The following is an 18,341-nucleotide window of genomic DNA, read 5'->3' on the forward strand; positions in this document are numbered from 1 at the left end:
CCATGAGCAATAGCCAGGAGGTATGGAACGCCTCATCGTTGCTCGACATTCTATCGGCTTTGCCGAACGAATCACCCGGCCTCGATTCACACGGTTCAAAGAGCATACGTCGCGTATGCGTATTGACATACGCGGCGTATGTCCCGATATGCCGGCATACGGGACGTATGTGAATGCTCGTCCCGGTCAGCGGGCCTGAACCCTGAAGCCGGGCGATCGTCGCGCCGGCCGGGCGGCCCGGCCTTGTCTGCACAGGAGTGAAACGATGGCCAAGCGCGATGCGATCTTCCCTGCCGGCCGGCAGGCGCTCTACGAGATCAACCGCTATTCGGCGGCGATCCGGTCGGGCGATCTGCTGTTCGTCTCGGGCCAGGTCGGCAGCCGCGAGGACGGGTCGCCCGAGCCGGACTTCACCAAGCAGGTCCAGCTCGCCTTCGACAATCTCGCTTCCGTGCTGAAGGCCGCGGGCTGCACCTTCGAGGACGTCGTCGACGTCACCACCTTCCACACCGATCCGGCCGCGCAGTGGGAGACGATCGGCCCGATCCGGCTGAAGGCGATCGGCGAGCCGCCCTACCCGAACTGGACTGCGGTCGGCGTGAACTGGCTGGCGGGCTTCGATTTCGAGATCAAGGTCATCGCGCGCATCCCGCAGGCTGGTTAGAGGCCAGGCTCGGGTTTGACGGCGAAAACCCCCTCCCGCGAGGGGAGGGGGGACTCGTTTTTCTGTCGGTCGATGCCGTTGCTGGCCTTCGAAGGCGCGGAGCGGCCCGGGTGAGACCTTTTGTCGAGGCCCGGTCCGCCCTCACCCGGTCTCGCTGCGCGAGCCCGACCTCTCCCGCCAGGCGGGAGAGGCAATACGAAGATGCTTGGCATCTTGGTCATCTTCGGCCGGGTGTGCGCCGGCGTGATTGACCTGAAATGATCATGCTCAAGTCGTCCATCCTCGATCGACCCCAAGGGGCGCGCCGGTTCCGCCGGCGCGCCCCTTTTTCCTTGCCCTCCGACAAAGCGCTTGACGCCGACGGCAAAGCCCGCTTTGTTGAAGGGAAGAAATTTCAGTCATTGAAATATACATCAACAACCGGCCGCGGATGCCGCTGCCGGAGCTAGGGAGGACGAGAGATGAAGACCTTGCGTACCCGGATCCTGGCGGGCGCCGCCCTTGGCGCGGTGCTGTCCGCCGCCCCGGCCGGAGCCGCGGAGCCGTTCCGCTGCGAACCCGGCGAGCTCTACGCCATGAACGTGATGGTCTCGGGCGTCGAGTACTGGTTCCCGGTCTACGAGATGTTCAAGCAGGCCGGCAAACAGATGGGCTGCGAGACCATCTACACCGGCACGCCCGATTACGACGTCACCAAGCAGATCGCCAGCTTCGACCAGATCCTGGCGCGCCAGCCCAAGGGCATCCTGGTGCATCCGATGAACTCCGACCCGTTCATCGAGCCGATCAACCGCGCCATCGAGCAGGGCACGGCGATCGTCACCTTCGCCGCGGATTCGCCGAACTCGAACCGCACCGCCTTCATCACCTCGAACAACGACCTCGAGGGTAAGGGCGCCGCCGACGCGGTGGCCGAGGCGATGGGCGGCAAGGGCGAATACGGCGTGCTGGAGAATCCGGGCCAGGACAACCACGACCGCCGCGTCGCCGCCTTCATCAAGCGGATGGAGGAGAAGTGGCCGGACATGAAGCTGGTGGCCCGCGCCGCCTCGAACCAGGACCCGAACAAGGCCTACCAGGCCGTGCTGTCGATGGCCCAGGCCAACCCGAATCTCGGCGCGCTGTTCATGCCGGAGGCGAACTCGGCCCTCGGCGCCGCCCAGGCCAGCGTCGAGCTCGGCGGCAAGATCAAGGTCATGACCGCCGACGTGAACGCCAAGATCCTCGACATGATCAAGGCCGGCCAGGTGTTCGGCTCGGTCAACCCGAACCAGGGCATGCAGGGCTATATGGGCTTCATGGCGCTGTATCTCGCCGCCCATCCCGACCTGATCGACCCGATGAACGACGCCAAGGGCGCCGGCCGGAACCCGATGGTGATCCCGTTCATCGACAATGGCTACGCGGTGGTGACGGCGGCCAATGCCGATAACTTCTACTGGGACAAGTATCTGCAGCGCCGCGGCACCAAGGGCATCGACGAGTAATCGCCGATCCGCCCGCCGGCCGGGACCGTCCCGGCCGGCCTCCGCGACCAGGAAAGCCTTCGACGTCCCATGTCCCTGCTCTCCGTCCACGACATCGCCAAGAGCTTCGGCCCGGTCCGCGCGCTGTCCGGCGTGCGGTTCGAGCTGCAGGCCGGCGAGGTGCACGCCCTGATGGGCGAGAACGGCGCCGGCAAGTCGACGCTGATGAACGTCCTGGGCGGCGTGCACCAGCCCGACCGCGGCACGGTCAGCCTGGACGGCAAGCCGGTGCGGATCCCCAGCCCGGCCGCGGCCCAGGCGCTCGGCATCGGGCTGGTGCACCAGGAGATCGCGCTCTGCCCCGACGCCACCGTGGCCGAGAACATCTTCATGGCCGAGACCAACGGCCGCCGCGGCCTCAGGCGCGGCCTGTGGCTGGACACGCGCGACCTGAAGCGGCGGGCTGAGGCGGTGCTGGCCAGCCTGCATCCGGTCCCCGTGGACGTCCGGGCCGGCGAGCTGCCGATCGCCAGCCAGCAGATCGTCGAGATCGCCAAGGCCCTGACCCTGAACTGCCGGGTGCTGATCCTCGACGAGCCGACGGCGGCGCTGACCGAGGCGGAGGCCGAGGCGCTGTTCGCGATCATCCGCGGCCTGCAGGCGCGCGGCATCGGCATCATCTATATCAGCCACCGCATGGCCGAGATCTTCGCCATCGCCGACCGCATCACCGTGTTCCGCGACGGTGCCTATGTCGAGACGCTGCAGACCGCGGCGACGACGCCGGAGCAGGTGGCGGCGAAGATGGTCGGCCGGCCGCTGCTGGACCTGTACCCGCCGCGCCGCGGCCCGGCCGCCGGCGCCCCGCTGCTGCGGGTCGAGGGCCTGTCCGACGGCGGCATCGTCCGCGATGTCGGCTTCGAGGTCCGGCCGGGCGAGATCGTCGGCCTCGGCGGGCTGATCGGCTCCGGCCGCACCGAGACGGTGCAGGCGATCTGCGGCCTTGCCCGGCGCGCTGCCGGCCGGGTCACCTGCGACGGCGCCGAGGTGCCGCCGGGCGACTACCCCGCCGCGATCCGGCAGGGGCTGGTCTATCTGAGCGAGGACCGCAAGGGCAACGGCGTCTTCCTCGACCTGTCGATCGCCCAGAACGTCTCGTCGCTGGACCTGCGCCTGGTGTCGGGCCCGGTCATGGTCAGCCGCCGGCGCGAGGCGGCGCTGGCCGAGGCGATGCGCCAGCGCCTGGGCATCCGCTGCGCCGGCGTGCACCAGCCGGTGGCGACGCTCAGCGGCGGCAACCAGCAGAAGGTGGCGCTGGCCCGGCTGCTGGCGGTCAACCCCCGCGTGCTGTTCGTCGACGAGCCGACGCGCGGCGTCGACATCGGCGCCAAGGCGCAGATCTACGCCATCCTGCGCGAGCTCGCCGACCAGGGCGCCGGCATCGTCGCGATCTCATCCGAGCTGCCGGAGCTGATCGGCATCAGCGACCGCATCCTGGTCCTGCATGAGGGTCGCCTGGCCGGCGAGCTCGGGCCGGACGGGATGACCGAGGAGGCGATCATGCAGCTGGCCTCGGGCCTCGGTGACCAGCACCACCGGCAGGGCGCGCCGCGCCGTGCCGCCATGGGAGACATCAGATGAGCATGGCCGCCGTGGCGCCGATGATGCGCGTCGTCCGGGTCCGCGAATTCGGCCTCCTGGCCATCATCGCCCTGCTGTTCGTGGCGATGAGCTTCGCGTCGCCCTATTTCCTGACCCTGTCGAACATGCGGGCGATCCTGCTGTCCTTCTCGATCGAGGGGATCGTGGTCATCGGCATGACCATCCTGCTGATCGTCGGCGGCATCGACCTGTCGGTCGGATCGGTGGTCTGCCTGTCGATGGTGATCGGCGGCACGCTGTTCCTGGCCGGGCTCGACCCCTGGTCGGCCAGCCTGATCGCGGTCGCGTGCTGCGGTGCCATCGGCTTCCTGATGGGGCTGTGCGTCACCCGCATCGGGCTGCACTTCTTCATCGTGTCGCTGGCCTTCATGGTGATCACCCGCGGCCTCAGCCTGCTGCTGACCCAGGGCACGCCGCAGTCGCTGTTCTCGCTGCCGAAGGAATTCAAGTTCATCGGCCAGGGCAACCTCGGCGGCCTGCCCTTCGTCATCCTGATCTTCCTGGTGCTGATCGCCGTGTTCGACGTGCTGCTGCGCAAATCGGTGCTGTTCCGGCGGGTCTACTACACCGGCAGCAACGAGAAGGCGGCCCGCTTCTCCGGCATCGACACCAGGCGCACCAAGATCATCTGCGCCACGCTGTGCAGCACGCTGGCCGGCGTCGCCGGGGTGATCTACATGGCCCGGTTCGGCGCGGCCACCCCGCAATTCGGCGTCGGCATGGAGCTCAGCGTCATCGCCGCCGCGGTGATCGGCGGGGCCAGCCTGAACGGCGGGTCCGGCACCATCGCCGGCGCGGTGCTGGGGGCGGCCCTGCTGTCGCTGGTCACGTCGTCGCTGATCCTGCTCAACGTGCCGGTGTACTGGCAGGACATCATTCGCGGCGCCATCCTGCTGGTGGCGGTGACGATCGATCACCTCCTCAACATGAACAAAGCCCGGGGCTGAGACCGATGCCGCGCCCGCTCTACAGCGAATCCGAACGACTGCGAAACATCCACCGCGTCCTGGTGATGTTCTACCAGGAGCACCGCTCCCAGGCCGACATCGCGGCGGAGATCGGCATCTCGCCGGCCAGCGTCAACCGCATGATCCGCGAGGGGCATGAGCGCGGGCTGGTCGACATCCGCATCCGCTCGCCCTTCGACGCGGAGGAGGGGCTGTCGGTGACGCTGAAGCGCCTGGGCGGCCTCGATTCGGCCGTGGCGGTGGCCGCGGTCTCGACCGACCCGGCGATCGTGCTGAAATCGGCGGCCGAGGCGGCGGCGACCACGCTGCTGGAAGGCCTGGCCGACGGCATGACCATCGCCGTCTCCGGCGGCGTCGCCCTCTGCGCCACGATCGAGGCGCTGGCGCCGCCGCGGGCCTATGACGTCCGCGTCGTGCCGGCCACCGGCGGCGTCCAGGGCAAGTTCCGCACCGACGTCAACCATGTCGCCGTCGCTTTGGCCGAGAAGCTGGGCGGCAAGGCCTACCAGCTGCACGCCCCGATCTTCGCGGCGAACGAGGCGGAGCGGGCGGCGCTGCTGTCGGTATCGACCATCCGCAGCGTGCTCGACATGGCGCGGTCGGCCGACGTCGCGTTGTTCGGCATCGGCTCGGTGCGCGACGAGCACGCCACCTACCTGACCCTGTCGGACACCGCCGACCGCGGCGCGATCGAGCGCGTCGGGGCCGAGGCTGAGCTTCTGGCCCATCTGGTCGACCGCGACGGCCGGCCCTGCGACCACCCGTCGAACCGCCGGTTGGTGGCGCTGACGCTGGACGAGCTGGCGGGGATCCCGCGGCGCATCGCGGTCGCCTCGGGCGAGCGCAAGGTCGGGGCCATCGCCGCGGTGCTGCGTGGCGGCGCGCTGGGCCATTTGATCACGGACGACCGGACGGCGCGCGCCGTCGTCGAAAAGCTGGAGGGCAAGGATGCAGATGCAGCGTGAGATCGGGGCCAGCGGGATCCCCGCCAGCGCGGTGGGGCTCGGCACCTGGGCCATGGGCGGCTGGCTGTGGGGCGGCGGCGATGACGACGCCTCGGTCGCGGCGATCCGCGCCGCGCTGGATGCCGGCGTCACCCTGATCGACACCGCGCCGGCCTATGGCCTGGGCCGGGCGGAGGATCTGGTCGGCCGGGCGGTCGAGGGGCGGCGCGACGAGGTGGTGCTGGTGACCAAATGCGGCCTGGTCTGGGACACCGACAAGGGCCGCCCCTTCGTCGGCCAGGACGACAAGACCATCCACCGCTATCTCGGCGCCGAGTCGGTGCGGGCGGAGCTGGAGGCCAGCCTGCGCCGGCTGCGCACCGACCATGTCGACGTGCTGATCACCCATTGGCAGGACCCGACGACCCCGATCGCCGAGACCATGGCGGCGCTGCTGGCGCTGAAGGCCGAGGGCAAGACCCGCGCGATCGGCATCAGCAACGCCAGCGTCGAGGACCTCGCCGCCTACCGTGCGGCCGGTCCGGTCGACTGCGTGCAGGAGGCCTACAACATGCTCGACCGCGGGCTCGAGCGGACGCTGATCCCGCCCTGCCGCCAGGCCGGCATCGCCGTGATCAGCTATTCCAGCCTGGCGCTGGGCCTCTTGACCGGCCGGATCGGGCCGGAGCGCAGCTTCGACGGCGACGACCTGCGCCGCACCAATCCGCGCTTCTCGGCCGAGAACCGCCGCCTGGTCGCTGCCTTCGCCGCGGATCTGGGCGGCATCGCCCGCGACCATGGGGTGGAGGTCGCCGATGTGGTGATCGCCTGGACCCTGGCGCAGCCCGGCATCACCTTCGCCCTGTGCGGCGCGCGCAACGCCGACCAGGCCCGGGCGAATGCGCGGGCGGGAGAGCTGCGCCTGGCGGCGGACGAGCTGGCGGCGATCGACCGCGCCATCGCCACCCATCTCGGCCCGGTCGCGGCGGCTGCTTAGGATCGGCTTTGGGAATGTCCAACTCACACATTGCCCCTTTTGAGTCCCCCCTCCCCTTGCGGGAGGGGGGCAGGGGGAGGGGTCTGCGCGCGTCCGCGCGCGAATGGGCAGGGCACCCAGTTCGCCGTCCGTGCCGGTTTGCGGCAGTCCGGGCTGGTTCGATCCGAGAGAACCCCCTCCCCCTAACCCCCTCCCGCGAGGGGAGGGGGGACTCACTTTATGTTCGATCGATGTCGCTGCCCGCCTTCTTGCTGGACACGACACAATGACCGGCAATGGCTCGGCCATCCCCCAGCGGGCCATCCCCGAGCGGGCCGATGTCCTGGTGATCGGCGGCGGGATCAACGGCATCAGCACCTTCCGCGAGCTGGCGCTGCAGGGCATCGACGTGGTGCTGGTCGAGCGCGACGATTTCTGCTCCGGCGCCAGCGCCGCCCTGTCCCGCATGGTGCATGGCGGCCTGCGCTACCTGGAGAACGGCGAGTTCCGGCTGGTCCGCCAGTCGCTGCAGGAGCGCGACCGGCTGCTGCGCAACGCGCCGCACTATGTCTCGCCGCTGCCGACCCTGGTGCCGGTGACGGCCCGGCTGCGCGGCACGCTGGCAACGATCGGGGCCTTCCTCGGCATCGCCGACCGGCCGAAGGCGCGGCCCGGGCTGATGATCCGGGCCGGGCTCGCGCTCTATGACATCCTGTCCTGGCGCAGCCGGACCATGCCGCGGCACCGCGGCATCGGCCGGGTCAAGCTGCAGCGGCTGGCCAAGGGCATCACCCGGCGGGCGGTGGCGGGGGTGCTGTATTATGACGCCCGCGTCACCCAGCCGGAGCGGCTGGGCATCGAGCTGCTGCTGGACACCGAGGCCGAGACCGGCGCCCGCGCCTTCTCCTACACCGAGATCACCGGCCGCGACGGCGACGGCCTGGCCTGGCGCGACCGGCTGACCGGCGCCAGCGGGCGGATCGCGCCGCGCGTGGTGGTCAACGCCACCGGGGCCTGGGTCGATCTCGTCGGCGGCGCCATCGGCCCGGCCACCAACCGCCGCCGGGTCCAGGGCACCAAGGGCTCGCATCTGATGATCCGCAACCCCGCGCTGCAGGAGGCGCTGGGCGACCGGATGATCTATTTCGAGAACGGCGACGGCCGCATCTGCATCGCCTTCAACCATGCGAACGCGGCGATGGTCGGGTCCACCGACATCCGGATCGACGACCCTGACGACGCGGTCTGCCTGGATGACGAGAAGCGCTACATGCTCGAAGCGCTGGCCGGCATCTTCCCGGAGCTGGAGGTGCGCGAGGACGAGATCGTCCATGTCTTCACCGGCGTCCGCCCGCTGCCGGTCAGCGAGGATGAGGCGACCGGGCGGATCAGCCGCGACCATGCGGTCGAGGTCGACCCGGCGGGCGCGCTGCCCTTCGCCGTGCTGACCCTGATCGGCGGCAAATGGACCACCTTCCGCGCCTTCGGCGAGGAGGTCGCCGACCTGGCCCTGGCCCAGCTCGGCCGGCCGCGCCGGGTCGGCACCCACGACCTAGCGATTGGCGGCGGCCGGGGCTTTCCGCGCGACGCCGACACCCGATCGCGCTGGCAGCGGGACCAGGCCGCCGCCGCCGATCTGCCGCTGGCGCGCTTCCAGGATCTCAGCGAGCGCTACGGCAGCCGCGCCATCGCCGTCGCCCGCTTCCTCGGCGAGGGGCCGGACGCGCCGGTCGCCGCCGCGCCCGACTATTCGCGGCGCGAGCTGCAATACCTGATCGAGACCGAACGGGTGCGCGACATCGGCGACCTGCTGCTGCGCCGCACCTTGCTGGGAATGGAAGGCCGGATCACGCCGGCCCTGGTCGCCGAGGCCGGAGGCCTGGTCGCCGCCGCCCTCGACTGGACCGAGGCCGAGACCATGGCCGCCGCCGCCCGCTTCGACGGCATCATGGCCCGCCGCCACCGCGTGCAGGCTGCGCAACATTGATGGGGACTCCAATGTATCTGACCAAGAAGGTCCGCCTGAACCGGCTGATGCGGAATGGCCGCTGCCTGGACGTCGCGATCGACCACGGCGTCTGCAACGAGCCCTCCTTCATGGCCGGGCTGGAGGACATGGCGGGCGTGGTCCGCATGCTGGCCGAGGCCGGGCCGGACGCGATCCAGATGAATTACGGCCAGGCCGACCTGCTGCAGTCGATGCCGGGGCAGAACCGTCCGGCGCTGGTGATGCGGGTCGACATGGGCAACCCGTACAACCGCCAGCGCCATCGCGAGATGTGGGCGCTGCTGCAGAACGAGGCCGACCCGATCCTGCCGGCCCTGCGGCTTGACGCGGCCTGCGTCGTGGTGAACCTGTTCATGCTGCCGGACGAGCCGGGGCTGTTCCGGCAATGCGTGCAGAACATCAGCCGGCTCGGCAATGACTGCGAGAAATACGGCATGCCGCTGATGGTCGAGCCGCTGGTGATGCAGCCGAACGAGCGCGGCGGCTATCTGGTCGACGGCGACACCGAGAAGATCGTCACCCTGGTGCGGCTGGCGCGCGAGCTCGGCGCCGACATCGTCAAGGCCGATCCGACCGACGACCCGGCCGATTTCCGCCACGTGGTCCAGGCGGCGCGCTGCCCGGTGCTGGTGCGCGGCGGCGGCAAGGCCGACCTGCGGCGGGTGTTCGAGACCTCGGCCGCGCTGATGGGGCAGGGAGCGCATGGCATGGTCTATGGCCGCAACATCTACCAGCACGACAATCCCGGCGCCGTGGTGGCGGCGCTGATGGCGATGATCCATGACGGCGCGGATGCCGACGCCGCCTGGTCGATCTACCGCAACGGTGGCGGACGATGAGCGCCTGGCTCGGCATCGACGCCGGCAACACCGGGGTCAAGGCGCTGCTGTTCGACGATGCGGGGCGCGAGCTGGCCTGCGCCCATCGCGACACCGGCGGCCACAGCCCGGAGCCGGGGATGGTCGAGCGCGACATCGGCCGCCTGCGTGCCGATCTCGCCGACCTCGTCCGCGAGCTCCTGGACAAGAGCGGCCTGCACGGCCGCGACATCGCCGGCATCGGCACTTCGGGCCACGGCAACGGCCTCTATCTGCTCGACGCCGATGGCGGGCCGCTGGCGGCGATCCAGTCGCTCGACTCCCGCACCGCCGGGCTGGTCGAGGAGTGGACGGCGGCCGGGGTGGGGGAGGCGGCGGCGGCGATCTGCCTGCAGCGGCCCTGGCCGTCGCAGACGCCGGCGCTGCTGGCCTGGATGGCGCGGCACCGGCCGCAGGTGCTGGCCCGCGCCGCCCATGTGCTGATGTGCAAGGACCTGGTGGTCCACGCCCTGACCGGGCGGGTGGCGACCGACATCACCGACATGGGCGGGGCCGGGCTGCTGCGTTTGCCCGAGAACCGCTACGATGACGGGCTGCTGGAGATCTACGGGCTCGGCGGCGTCGCCGCGAAGCTGCCGCCGCTGCACTGGCCCACCGACAAGGTCGGCACGGTAACGGCGGAAGCTGCGGCCCGCACCGGCCTGGCCGAGGGCACGCCGGTGGTGGCCGGCTTCTTCGACGTGGTGGCCAGCGCCGTCGGCGCCGGCGTCACCCGGCCGGGCCAGGCCTCGATCATCCTCGGCACCTGGAGCATCAACCAGGTGGTGGTCGACGCCCCGCTGGACGGGGTGTTCATGTCGGCCGGCATCGCCCCCGGCCGCTTCCTGTCGATGGAGAACTCGGCCACCTCGGCGGCCAATCTCGAATGGCTGGCCCATCACCTGCTGGCGCAGGATGCCCGGCGGCAGGGCGGCAGCGCCTTCGCCCTGGCCGATGCCCTGGCCGCCGCGGCGCCGGCCAAGGCCGACGGGCCGATGTACCACCCCTATCTCTACGGCGCGGCGGGCGATCCGTCGGCCCGGGCCGGCTTCTTCGGCCTGGCCGGCTGGCACGATGGCGGCGACATGGTGCGGGCGGTGTTCGAAGGCGTCGCCTTCGCCCATCTCGCTCATGTCGAGAAGCTGCTCGCCGCTGGCGCCCGGCTGCGCGGCATCACCATCTCCGGCGGCGGCGCCCGCAGCCCGGTCTGGCCGCAGATGATCGCCGACGTGCTGCGCCTGCCGGTCAGGGTCGCGGCGCAGGCGGAGACCGGGGCGCTCGGCGCCGCCATGGCCGCCGCGGCCGGCGCCGGCCGCTACGACAGCCTGGACGAGGCCGCCGCCGCGATGGTGGCGCCGTCGCGCGAGATCGTGCCCGATCCCTGCCTGGCCGGCTTCTATCAGCGCCGCTTCGCCCTGTGGCAGGCGGTCGGCAAAAGCCTGGCGCCGCACTGGGCGGCCTTGCGCGACCTCGGCCAGGCCTGATCGCGCTGCAGGCCAGCACGGCCGACGGCGCCGTTGAGCTCGATGTGGACGTCCGAGACCTTGTCGCCGGGTCGATGTCGCGCATACCCTCGCACTGCCGAGGATCGGCGCGCAGGCGATCTCGGCCGAGCTCGCCGAACGCAGCAGCAACCGCCGAGCCGTACAGGCCGCCCGCAAGGCCGCACAGATGACGGGACAGACCACATGATCCGCTCGCTGCTCTACGTCCCGGCCTCCGAGCCGCGTTTCATCGAGAAGGCCCACACCCGCGGCGCCGACGTCGTGATCCTCGATCTCGAGGATGCCGTCGCGCCGTCCCGCAAGGCGGCGGCGCGCGACGCGCTGGCGGACAGCGTCGTCCAGGCCGGGCAATCCGGTGCCGTGGTCTATGTGCGGATCAACGCCGAGCCGGAGCTGCGCTTCCTCGACGCGGAGGCCGCCTGCCGCGCCGGCGCGGCGGGGCTGCTGGTGCCCAAGACCGGCTCCGCGGCCGAGCTGGCGGAGCTGGCCGGGCGGCTCGATCCGGTCGAGCGGGACCTCGGCCGGCCGGCCATGGAGTTCATCGCCCTGATCGAGGATCCGGCGGCGCTGCTGGACGCCCGCGCGATCGCCGCCGGCCCCCGGGTCGTCGCGCTGGCCCTCGGCTCGGAGGACTTCGCCACCGCCACCGGCGCCGTGCCGACGCCGGAGACTCTGCGGCTGCCGAAGCTGCTGCTGCACTACGCCGCCAAGGCGGCGGGGCTGCGCTCCTACGGCCTGCTGCGCTCGGTCGCCGATTACCGCGACGTCGAGGCGATGACGGCGTCCGCGCGCGAGGCGCGGACCTTCGGCTTCGACGGGGCCAGCTGCATCCATCCCGCCGTCGTGCCGATCCTCAACCAGGCGTTCGCCCCGTCGGAGGAGGAACTGGCCTGGGCCCGCAAGGTGGTCGAGGCCGATGCCGATGCCCGTCGCGAGGGCAAGGGCGCCTATCTGGTCGACGGGCGCTTCGTCGACGCGCCGGTCGTGGAGCGGGCCCGGCGCATGCTGGGACGGGCCGCACCTGGTCCCAATTCAGGTGCCGGCGGCGATCGCTGAGGTCAGGACCCCAGCGCAGCGCCGCTCAGTCGCGGCCGTCCTCCTCAGAAATTCGTCCAGTCGCCGCTGGCCTCAAAGGCCGCAGCGGCCTGGTAGATCGTGGCTTCGGCATAGTCCTTGCCGACCAGCATCAGCCCGATCGGCAGGCCGCTGCCGAGGCCGCAGGGCAGGGACATCGCCGGGTGGCCGGTGACGTCGAACTGCGAGGTGTTGCCGATCATCTCGAAAGCCCGGGTGACGATCTCGGTGATCGAGGCGCCGGGCTCCGGCAGCGGCGTCGCCTTGATCGGCAGGGTCGGCATCAGCAGCAGGTCGTACTGCGCGAAGGCGGCGTCGTAGGCCGCCTTGATCCGGCGGGCCTGGTTCTGCGCCTTGGCGTAGTAGCGGCCGCGGTAGTGGCTGATGAAGTACTGGGCGGTGAGCATCGAGATCTTGAGGCTCTCGGACAGGTCGTCGGCCCGCTCCCGCCACGCCGCATGGGCGTCGATCAGGCCGACATTGTAGAGGCCTTTCCAGTTCATCCCCATGCCGTTGCCCAGCATCATCTGCCACTGCAGGCCTTCCAGCGCGATCGGCGTCCAGATCGAGGCGGCGACCAGATGCTCGGGGATCGAGACCTCGGCGATCTCGGCGCCGAGCGACCGGAACCGCTCGGCCCCGGCCAGCACCTTCTCCTTCACATCCGCTTCCAGGTTGGCGCCGGCGAAACCCTCGGTGACGACGGCGATCTTCATGCCCTTCACCCCGCGGTCGAGCTCGCCGGTGTAGGAGGTGACCTTGGGCGCGTATTGCCGCGGGTCGAGCCCGTCGGGGCCGGCCAGCACCTCCAGCAGCAGCGCGTTGTCGGCCACCGTCGCCGTCATCGGCCCGGTGTGGTCGATGGTGGATTCGATCGGCATCACGCCAGTGTAGGGCACCAGGCCATGGGTCGGCTTCATGCCATAGATGCCGCAGAAGGCGGCGGGCATGCGGATCGACCCGCCCTGGTCGCCGCCGATCGCCATGTCGACCGCGCCGGCCGCGACCAGGGCGCCGCTGCCGGAGGAGGAGCCGCCGGCCGAATAGCCGCGCTTGCGCGGGTTGTGCACCGGCGCGGGCTCGGAGGTATGGCTGCCGCCGGACAGGCAGAAATACTCGCACACCGCCTTGCCCAGGATGGTGGCGCCGGCATCGAGCATGCGGGTGACGATGGTGGCGTCGATGTTCGGGACATAGCCTTCGAGGGTCGAGGCGCCATTCATCATCGGCACGCCGGCCAGGCAGACATTGTCCTTCAGCGCCACCGTCTTGCCAGCCAGCTTGCCGCCCGCGGCGCCCTTGACCTCGCTCTTCCAGTACCATGCGTTGAGCGGATTCTCGGCCGGGCCCGGCCGATAGCCGGGCGTGCGCGGATACTTGACCGCCGGCACCTCGTCCGGCAGCGCGTCGACCACGTCATAGGCGGCGAAGCTGCCGGCCATCAGCGACAGGTATTCCGCCGCCTGGTCGGTGGTCAGATGCATGCCGAGGCCGGCGGCGATGTCGACCAGCTGCGGAACGGACGGACGGGTGACGGCCATTGCTGTGCTCCCCTATCGGGTGTGGGCGGAACGGTGGTGCGGGTGGCTACGCCATGCCGACGAACTCGGCGACCAGCTCGGGGTCGCGGAATTGCTCGGGTGCCAGGCTGCCGGTGATCCGGCCCTTCTGGATGGTCAGGATCCGCTGCGACAGCGCGGCGATGAAATCGAGATTCTGCTCGACCAGGATCAGGGTCAGGCCGCGGCGGGCGCGCAGCCCATCCAGCGTCTCCACGATCTCCTCGATGATCGAGGGCTGGATGCCCTCGGTCGGCTCGTCCAGCAGCAGCAGCTTCGGCCGCATGCACAGGCAGCGCGCCAGGGCCAGCAACTGCTGCTCGCCGCCCGACAGCGCGCCGCCGCGCCGGTCGAGCAGTCGCTGCAGCCGCGGGAACTCGGTCAGCACCTCGTCGATCACGGTGCGGTCCTCGCGCGCGGCGGCCATGCCCATGCGCAGATTCTCCATCACCGACAGGTTCGGGAAGATCTCGCGCCCCTGCGGCACGAAGCCCATCCCGGCCCGGGCGCGATCGGCGGTCGGCGCCCTGGTGATGTCGCGGCCCTCGAAGCTGACCGTCCCGGCCGTGGCCGGCAGGTAGCCCATCAGGGTGCGCATCAGCGTGGTCTTGCCCATGCCGTTGTGGCCGAGGATGCCGACCGACTCCCCGGCCTCGACCGCGAGGCTGACCCCCGCCAGGATCGGGATGCGGCCGTAGCCGCCGTGCAGGCCCTGGACCCTCAGCATCACGCCGCGACCTTCTTGCCGAGATAGACGTCGCGCACCCGGCCGTCGCGCAGCACCGCGTCGACCGTGTCCTCCAGCAGCACCCGGCCCTGGTGGAACACCGTGACGGTCCGCGCGATCATCCGGATGAACTGCATGTCGTGCTCGACCACCACCAGCGCGCGGGACTGGTTGATCTCGCGGATCAACTCGGCGGTGCGCAGCACCTCGTCATGGGTCATGCCGGCCGCCGGTTCGTCCAGCAGGATCAACTCCGGATCGGCCGCGATCACCGTGCCGATCTCGACCCATTGGCGCTGGCCGTGCGACAGCTGGCCGACCAGGGTCGCGGCCTTCGCGGTCAGCCGGATCTTCTCCAGCACCTCGTCGACCACCGCGGCCGTGCGCAGCGGCGTGTGGGTGCGCCGGGCGCCGAGCCAGATGTTCTCGCGCACCGACAGCCCGTTGAACACGTTCGGCACCTGGGTCTTGATGCCGACGCCGAGCCGGGCGATCTGGTGCGGGCTGGCGCCGGCGACCGGCCGGCCGCGGAACATGATCGTACCGGCGCTGGGGGCGAGCTGGCCGGTCAGCATCTTGAAGAAGGTGCTCTTGCCGGCGCCGTTCGGCCCGATCAGGCAGCGCAGCTCGGCCTCGCGCAGGGTGAAGTCGACCTCGCTGACCGCGGTCACGCCGCCGAAGCGCATGGTCAGGGCCTTGGTCTCGAGCAGGGGGACCGGCGTCGCCATCTCACTCGGCCTCCTTCAGCGCGCCGATACTCTCGGCGGTCCGGGCGCGGCGGCGGACCAGGCCGGCCAGCCGGCCGCAGAGATCCTGCACCGTCGGCACCAGTCCGCGGCGCAGCAGCAGCACGAAGGCGATCAGGATGACGCCCAACACCAGGTTGGCGTTGAACGTCTGCTGCGTGCCGATCTGCGCCACCAGGTACTGGATCAGGACGCAGCCGATCACCGGGCCGATCAGGGTGCCCAGGCCGCCGACCGTGACCCAGATGATGATCTCGGCCGACAAAGCCAGGCTGAAGATCGTCGGGCTGACGAAGGCGCCCCAATTGGCATAGAGGCAGCCGGCCAGCCCGGCGACGCCGCCGCCCACGACGAACACCGCGAGCTTGGTCAGCCGCGGGTCGTAGCCCAGCAGGGCGGCCCGGGTCTCGTTCTCGCGGATCGCCACCGCCACCCGGCCGAACCGACTGGCCAGCAGGAGGCGCAGCAGGACATAGACCAGGATCAGGGCGCCGCCGGTGACGAACCAGAGCTCCTCCGGGTCGAGCAGGTAGTCCGGATTGCCCGGCGCGTTCAGGCCGGGGATCGACGGCATGCCGTTGAAGCCGCCCAGCGCCGCCGTGCCGATGCGGTACTCATCGCCGGCGGTGGAGTTGATCAGGTTGAACAGGATCAGCGTCACCGTCAGCGTGATCACGCCGAGATAGACGTCGCTGATCCGGCCGTAGAACATGAAATAGCCGAGCACCAGGGCGAACCCCGCCGGCACCAGCACCGCCAGGACCACGGCGCCGGTGCTGTCGCCGAAATTGATCGCGGCGACGGCATAGGCATAGGCGCCGAGGCCGAAGAAGGCGGTCTGGCCGAAGGACAGGATGCCGCCGAAGCCCCAGATGAAGCCGAGGCTGAGGGCCAGGATGCCCATCGCCGCGAACAGCGTGTACTGCATCAGGTCGAAGATCTCGACCTGCTGCGGCATCACGACGACGGCGGCGACCGCCGCGGCCAGCGCCGCTGCCTGCGCCAGCTTGGCGAGATGGTGCGAGGTCATAGGCTGCGCCCGAAGAAGCGGCCGGAGATGCCCTGGGGCAGCACCCGGATCAGGATGATCGCCGAGACGAACAGGGTCACCTCGCCGAACACCGGCGTGGTCAGATAGGCCGCCATCTGGTTGATGAAGCCGAACAGCCCGGCGGCCGAGGCGGTGCCGGCCAGGATCGACGAGCCGCCGCCGACCACGGTGATGAAGGCCTTGGCGACATAGGCCGCGCCCATCGTCGGCACCACGCCGGAGACCGGCGCCAAGAGGCCGCCGGCCAGGCCAGTGATGGCGGCGCCGACCGCGAAGGTGGCCATGTAGACCCGGTTCGGGCTGACGCCGAGGGCGGCCGCCATGTTCGGGTTCTGCATCGTCGCCCGCGCGATCAGCCCGAGCCGGGTGTAGCGCAGCACCGCCCAGACCGCGGCCAGCAGCAGCACCGCCATCGCCACCAGGAACAGGGTGTACAGGCTGGACCGGTAGGCGCCGATCGAGAAGCCGCCCAGCGGCGTCGGCACGCCCTGGATGGTGTTGCCGTAGATCGTCGTCACCAGCCCGACGATGAACAGGCTGAGGCCCCAGGTGGCCAGCATGGTGTCGACCAGCCTGCCGTACAGGAAGCGGATCAGGCAGCGCTCCACCACCAGGCTGACCGCGCCGACGAACAGCGGCGCCACCACCAGCATCGCCACCCAGACATTCACCCCGGCATTGGTCGAGACCACGGTGGCGTAGGCGCCGAGCATCAGGAACTCGCCATGGGCGAGGTTGATGATGCGCATCATCCCGAAGATGACCGCCAGGCCGGTGCACAGCAGGATCAGGGACGCGACGCCGTTCAGGACGTCGAGCGCGAGGATGGCGGCGAGATCCATCGGTCCGGCCCCGCTCAGACCTTGATCACGTATTGCTGGTTGTCGGTCGGCTTGTCGATCAGGTTGCAGACCGCCGCGGTGTCGGCGGGCGGCTGCTGCTCGAAGGTCTCGACCACCGAGAAGTGCCGGTCCTTGACGCTGCCGAGATAGGCGTTGCGCGTGGCGTGATGGGTGGCGTGGTCGAGCACGACCTTGCCGGTCGGCCCGTCGAAGCTGATGCCGGTCTCCAGCGCCTCGATCACCTTCATGCGGTCGAGCGAGCCGGCCTTCTTCGCGCCTTCGAGCCACAGGTAGAAGCCCTCATAGGTCGCGGCGGCGATCTCGGAGATATAGGGGATGTCGGCGCCGAACTTGTCCTTCAGCTTCTTGACGTAGGTGGTGCTGGCCGGGGTCGTCAGCTCCTCGAAATAGCCGTAGGCGGCGAGGACGCCGTCGCTCTCCTGCGCATCCAGCGTGGTCTGCTCGTTGACCAGGCCGAAGGTGGTCGAGGCGATCGGGATCTCCTGCTTCATCCCGGCCGAGGCCCATTGCCGGTAGAAGGCGGTGTGGTTGCCGCCGACCAGGGCCGACAGGATGATGTCCGGCTTGGCGGCCTGGATTTTGCTGATCGTCGGGCCGAAATTGGTCACGTCCAGCGGAAAGAAGTCGGTCGACAGAACCTCGCCGCCATTGTCGCGGACGTATTTGGTCATCCACTTGGCGGTGATCTGGCCGTAATTGTAGTCGGCGGCGATGATGTAGGCCTTCTTGCCCCAGCTCTTCATCGCCGAGGGGACCAGCTTCTCGACCGTCTGGGCCGGGGTGGTGCCGGTGCAGAAGATGTTGCGGTCGCAGACCCCGCCCTCATAGAGCGTGTTGTAGAAGTACAGCACCTTGAACCGGTCGAAGATCGGCCGGATCGCCTCGCGCGAGGCCGAGGTGATGCCGCCATGCACGATCGCGACCTTGTCCTTGAGCGCGAGCTGCTGGGCGTACTGGCTGTACATCTGGATCGTCGACTGGGTGTCGTAATGCACCAGCTTCAGCGGCCGGCCCAGCAGGCCACCGGCGGCGTTCGCCTCCTCGATCGCCAGCTGCAGGCTGGCGACCATCGGCACGCCGGTGGCCGCGAGCGGGCCGGACTGGTCGTGCAGGCTGCCGACCAGGATCGGGTCGTCGGCGCCGAGGGCGCCGTGCCGCAGGATGGCCGGGCTGGCCAGCAGGCCGGCCGCCGACAGAGCCGTGGTCTTCAGAACGTCGCGCCGCGAGATCCGCATGTGCCGCCTCTCCTGCCGCTAATTTTTGGATTGGAT

16 protein-coding genes are annotated in these 18,341 nt (G+C 70.1%); 10 read left to right on the forward strand and 6 right to left on the reverse strand.

Annotation, left to right across the window (positions count from 1 at the left end):
- Positions 1-265: 265 nt before the first annotated feature.
- The 10 genes from QFZ27_RS15715 (at position 266) to QFZ27_RS15760 (ending at position 12,106) form a co-directional block, all read left to right on the forward strand.
- Positions 266-664, forward strand: coding sequence for a RidA family protein (locus tag QFZ27_RS15715; protein WP_429227313.1), 399 nt, complete (start codon positions 266-268; stop codon positions 662-664).
- Positions 665-1,125: 461 nt separating this feature from the next.
- Positions 1,126-2,151 carry a substrate-binding domain-containing protein gene (locus QFZ27_RS15720; RefSeq protein ID WP_429227314.1) on the forward strand — a complete coding sequence of 342 codons (1,026 nt, stop codon included), beginning with the start codon at positions 1,126-1,128 and terminating at the stop codon, positions 2,149-2,151.
- Between the two features lie 69 nt (positions 2,152-2,220).
- Positions 2,221-3,771 (forward strand): sugar ABC transporter ATP-binding protein, encoded by a 1,551-nt coding sequence (locus QFZ27_RS15725; RefSeq protein ID WP_429227315.1) that lies wholly within the window; start codon positions 2,221-2,223, stop codon positions 3,769-3,771.
- Entirely contained in the window at positions 3,768-4,739 is a 972-nt protein-coding gene (locus tag QFZ27_RS15730) for an ABC transporter permease (protein ID WP_429227316.1), read from the forward strand. The genes QFZ27_RS15725 and QFZ27_RS15730 overlap by 4 nt, the downstream gene beginning before the upstream one ends.
- A gap of 5 nt (positions 4,740-4,744) precedes the next feature.
- Positions 4,745-5,725, forward strand: a complete 981-nt coding sequence (locus QFZ27_RS15735) for a sugar-binding transcriptional regulator (RefSeq protein ID WP_429227317.1) — start codon at positions 4,745-4,747, stop codon at positions 5,723-5,725.
- Positions 5,709-6,701, forward strand: a complete 993-nt coding sequence (locus QFZ27_RS15740) for an aldo/keto reductase (RefSeq protein ID WP_429227318.1) — start codon at positions 5,709-5,711, stop codon at positions 6,699-6,701. Before QFZ27_RS15735 ends, QFZ27_RS15740 begins: the two co-directional genes overlap by 17 nt.
- A 265-nt stretch (positions 6,702-6,966) precedes the next feature.
- Complete coding sequence (locus tag QFZ27_RS15745; protein ID WP_429227319.1) at positions 6,967-8,667, forward strand: glycerol-3-phosphate dehydrogenase/oxidase; 1,701 nt, start codon at positions 6,967-6,969, stop codon at positions 8,665-8,667.
- Between the two features lie 11 nt (positions 8,668-8,678).
- Positions 8,679-9,527 (forward strand): class I fructose-bisphosphate aldolase, encoded by an 849-nt coding sequence (locus QFZ27_RS15750; RefSeq protein ID WP_429227320.1) that lies wholly within the window; start codon positions 8,679-8,681, stop codon positions 9,525-9,527.
- A complete protein-coding gene (locus QFZ27_RS15755; RefSeq protein WP_429227321.1) occupies positions 9,524-11,029 on the forward strand; it encodes an FGGY-family carbohydrate kinase in 1,506 nt (501 codons plus the stop codon). Before QFZ27_RS15750 ends, QFZ27_RS15755 begins: the two co-directional genes overlap by 4 nt.
- Positions 11,030-11,233: 204 nt before the next feature.
- Complete coding sequence (locus QFZ27_RS15760; protein WP_429227322.1) at positions 11,234-12,106, forward strand: HpcH/HpaI aldolase/citrate lyase family protein; 873 nt, start codon at positions 11,234-11,236, stop codon at positions 12,104-12,106.
- A gap of 44 nt (positions 12,107-12,150) precedes the next feature.
- Here the strand turns inward: QFZ27_RS15760 and QFZ27_RS15765 are convergent, their stop codons facing one another.
- The 6 genes from QFZ27_RS15765 to QFZ27_RS15790 are packed head-to-tail and all read right to left on the reverse strand — an operon-like array spanning position 12,151 to position 18,305.
- Positions 12,151-13,665, reverse strand: coding sequence for an amidase (locus QFZ27_RS15765; protein WP_429227323.1), 1,515 nt, complete (start codon positions 13,663-13,665; stop codon positions 12,151-12,153).
- A 46-nt stretch (positions 13,666-13,711) separates the two neighbouring features.
- A complete protein-coding gene (locus QFZ27_RS15770; protein WP_429232463.1) occupies positions 13,712-14,410 on the reverse strand; it encodes an ABC transporter ATP-binding protein in 699 nt (232 codons plus the stop codon).
- Positions 14,410-15,138, reverse strand: a complete 729-nt coding sequence (locus QFZ27_RS15775) for an ATP-binding cassette domain-containing protein (RefSeq protein ID WP_429227324.1) — start codon at positions 15,136-15,138, stop codon at positions 14,410-14,412. The genes QFZ27_RS15770 and QFZ27_RS15775 overlap by 1 nt, the downstream gene beginning before the upstream one ends.
- 1 nt (position 15,139) lies before the next feature.
- On the reverse strand, positions 15,140-16,186 hold the full coding sequence (locus QFZ27_RS15780) for an ABC transporter permease subunit (RefSeq protein WP_429227325.1): 1,047 nt from the start codon (positions 16,184-16,186) through the stop codon (positions 15,140-15,142).
- A complete protein-coding gene (locus QFZ27_RS15785) occupies positions 16,183-17,049 on the reverse strand; it encodes a branched-chain amino acid ABC transporter permease (protein WP_429227326.1) in 867 nt (288 codons plus the stop codon). The genes QFZ27_RS15780 and QFZ27_RS15785 overlap by 4 nt, the downstream gene beginning before the upstream one ends.
- A gap of 14 nt (positions 17,050-17,063) precedes the next feature.
- Complete coding sequence (locus QFZ27_RS15790) at positions 17,064-18,305, reverse strand: urea ABC transporter substrate-binding protein (RefSeq protein WP_429227327.1); 1,242 nt, start codon at positions 18,303-18,305, stop codon at positions 17,064-17,066.
- Between the last annotated feature and the right edge of the window lie 36 nt (positions 18,306-18,341).

This window comes from Inquilinus ginsengisoli (assembly GCF_050434925.1).
In the GTDB taxonomy this organism is placed as follows: domain Bacteria; phylum Pseudomonadota; class Alphaproteobacteria; order DSM-16000; family Inquilinaceae; genus Inquilinus; species Inquilinus ginsengisoli_B.

Coding starts and splice junctions, on each gene's coding strand:
- QFZ27_RS15715 (WP_429227313.1), top strand. CDS start 266: ATGGCCAAGCGCGATGCGATCTTCCCTGCCGGCCGGCAGGCGCTCTAC.
- QFZ27_RS15720 (WP_429227314.1), top strand. CDS start 1,126: ATGAAGACCTTGCGTACCCGGATCCTGGCGGGCGCCGCCCTTGGCGCG.
- QFZ27_RS15725 (WP_429227315.1), top strand. CDS start 2,221: ATGTCCCTGCTCTCCGTCCACGACATCGCCAAGAGCTTCGGCCCGGTC.
- QFZ27_RS15730 (WP_429227316.1), top strand. CDS start 3,768: ATGAGCATGGCCGCCGTGGCGCCGATGATGCGCGTCGTCCGGGTCCGC.
- QFZ27_RS15735 (WP_429227317.1), top strand. CDS start 4,745: ATGCCGCGCCCGCTCTACAGCGAATCCGAACGACTGCGAAACATCCAC.
- QFZ27_RS15740 (WP_429227318.1), top strand. CDS start 5,709: ATGCAGATGCAGCGTGAGATCGGGGCCAGCGGGATCCCCGCCAGCGCG.
- QFZ27_RS15745 (WP_429227319.1), top strand. CDS start 6,967: ATGACCGGCAATGGCTCGGCCATCCCCCAGCGGGCCATCCCCGAGCGG.
- QFZ27_RS15750 (WP_429227320.1), top strand. CDS start 8,679: ATGTATCTGACCAAGAAGGTCCGCCTGAACCGGCTGATGCGGAATGGC.
- QFZ27_RS15755 (WP_429227321.1), top strand. CDS start 9,524: ATGAGCGCCTGGCTCGGCATCGACGCCGGCAACACCGGGGTCAAGGCG.
- QFZ27_RS15760 (WP_429227322.1), top strand. CDS start 11,234: ATGATCCGCTCGCTGCTCTACGTCCCGGCCTCCGAGCCGCGTTTCATC.
- QFZ27_RS15765 (WP_429227323.1), bottom strand. CDS start 13,665: ATGGCCGTCACCCGTCCGTCCGTTCCGCAGCTGGTCGACATCGCCGCC.
- QFZ27_RS15770 (WP_429232463.1), bottom strand. CDS start 14,410: ATGCTGAGGGTCCAGGGCCTGCACGGCGGCTACGGCCGCATCCCGATC.
- QFZ27_RS15775 (WP_429227324.1), bottom strand. CDS start 15,138: ATGGCGACGCCGGTCCCCCTGCTCGAGACCAAGGCCCTGACCATGCGC.
- QFZ27_RS15780 (WP_429227325.1), bottom strand. CDS start 16,186: ATGACCTCGCACCATCTCGCCAAGCTGGCGCAGGCAGCGGCGCTGGCC.
- QFZ27_RS15785 (WP_429227326.1), bottom strand. CDS start 17,049: ATGGATCTCGCCGCCATCCTCGCGCTCGACGTCCTGAACGGCGTCGCG.
- QFZ27_RS15790 (WP_429227327.1), bottom strand. CDS start 18,305: ATGCGGATCTCGCGGCGCGACGTTCTGAAGACCACGGCTCTGTCGGCG.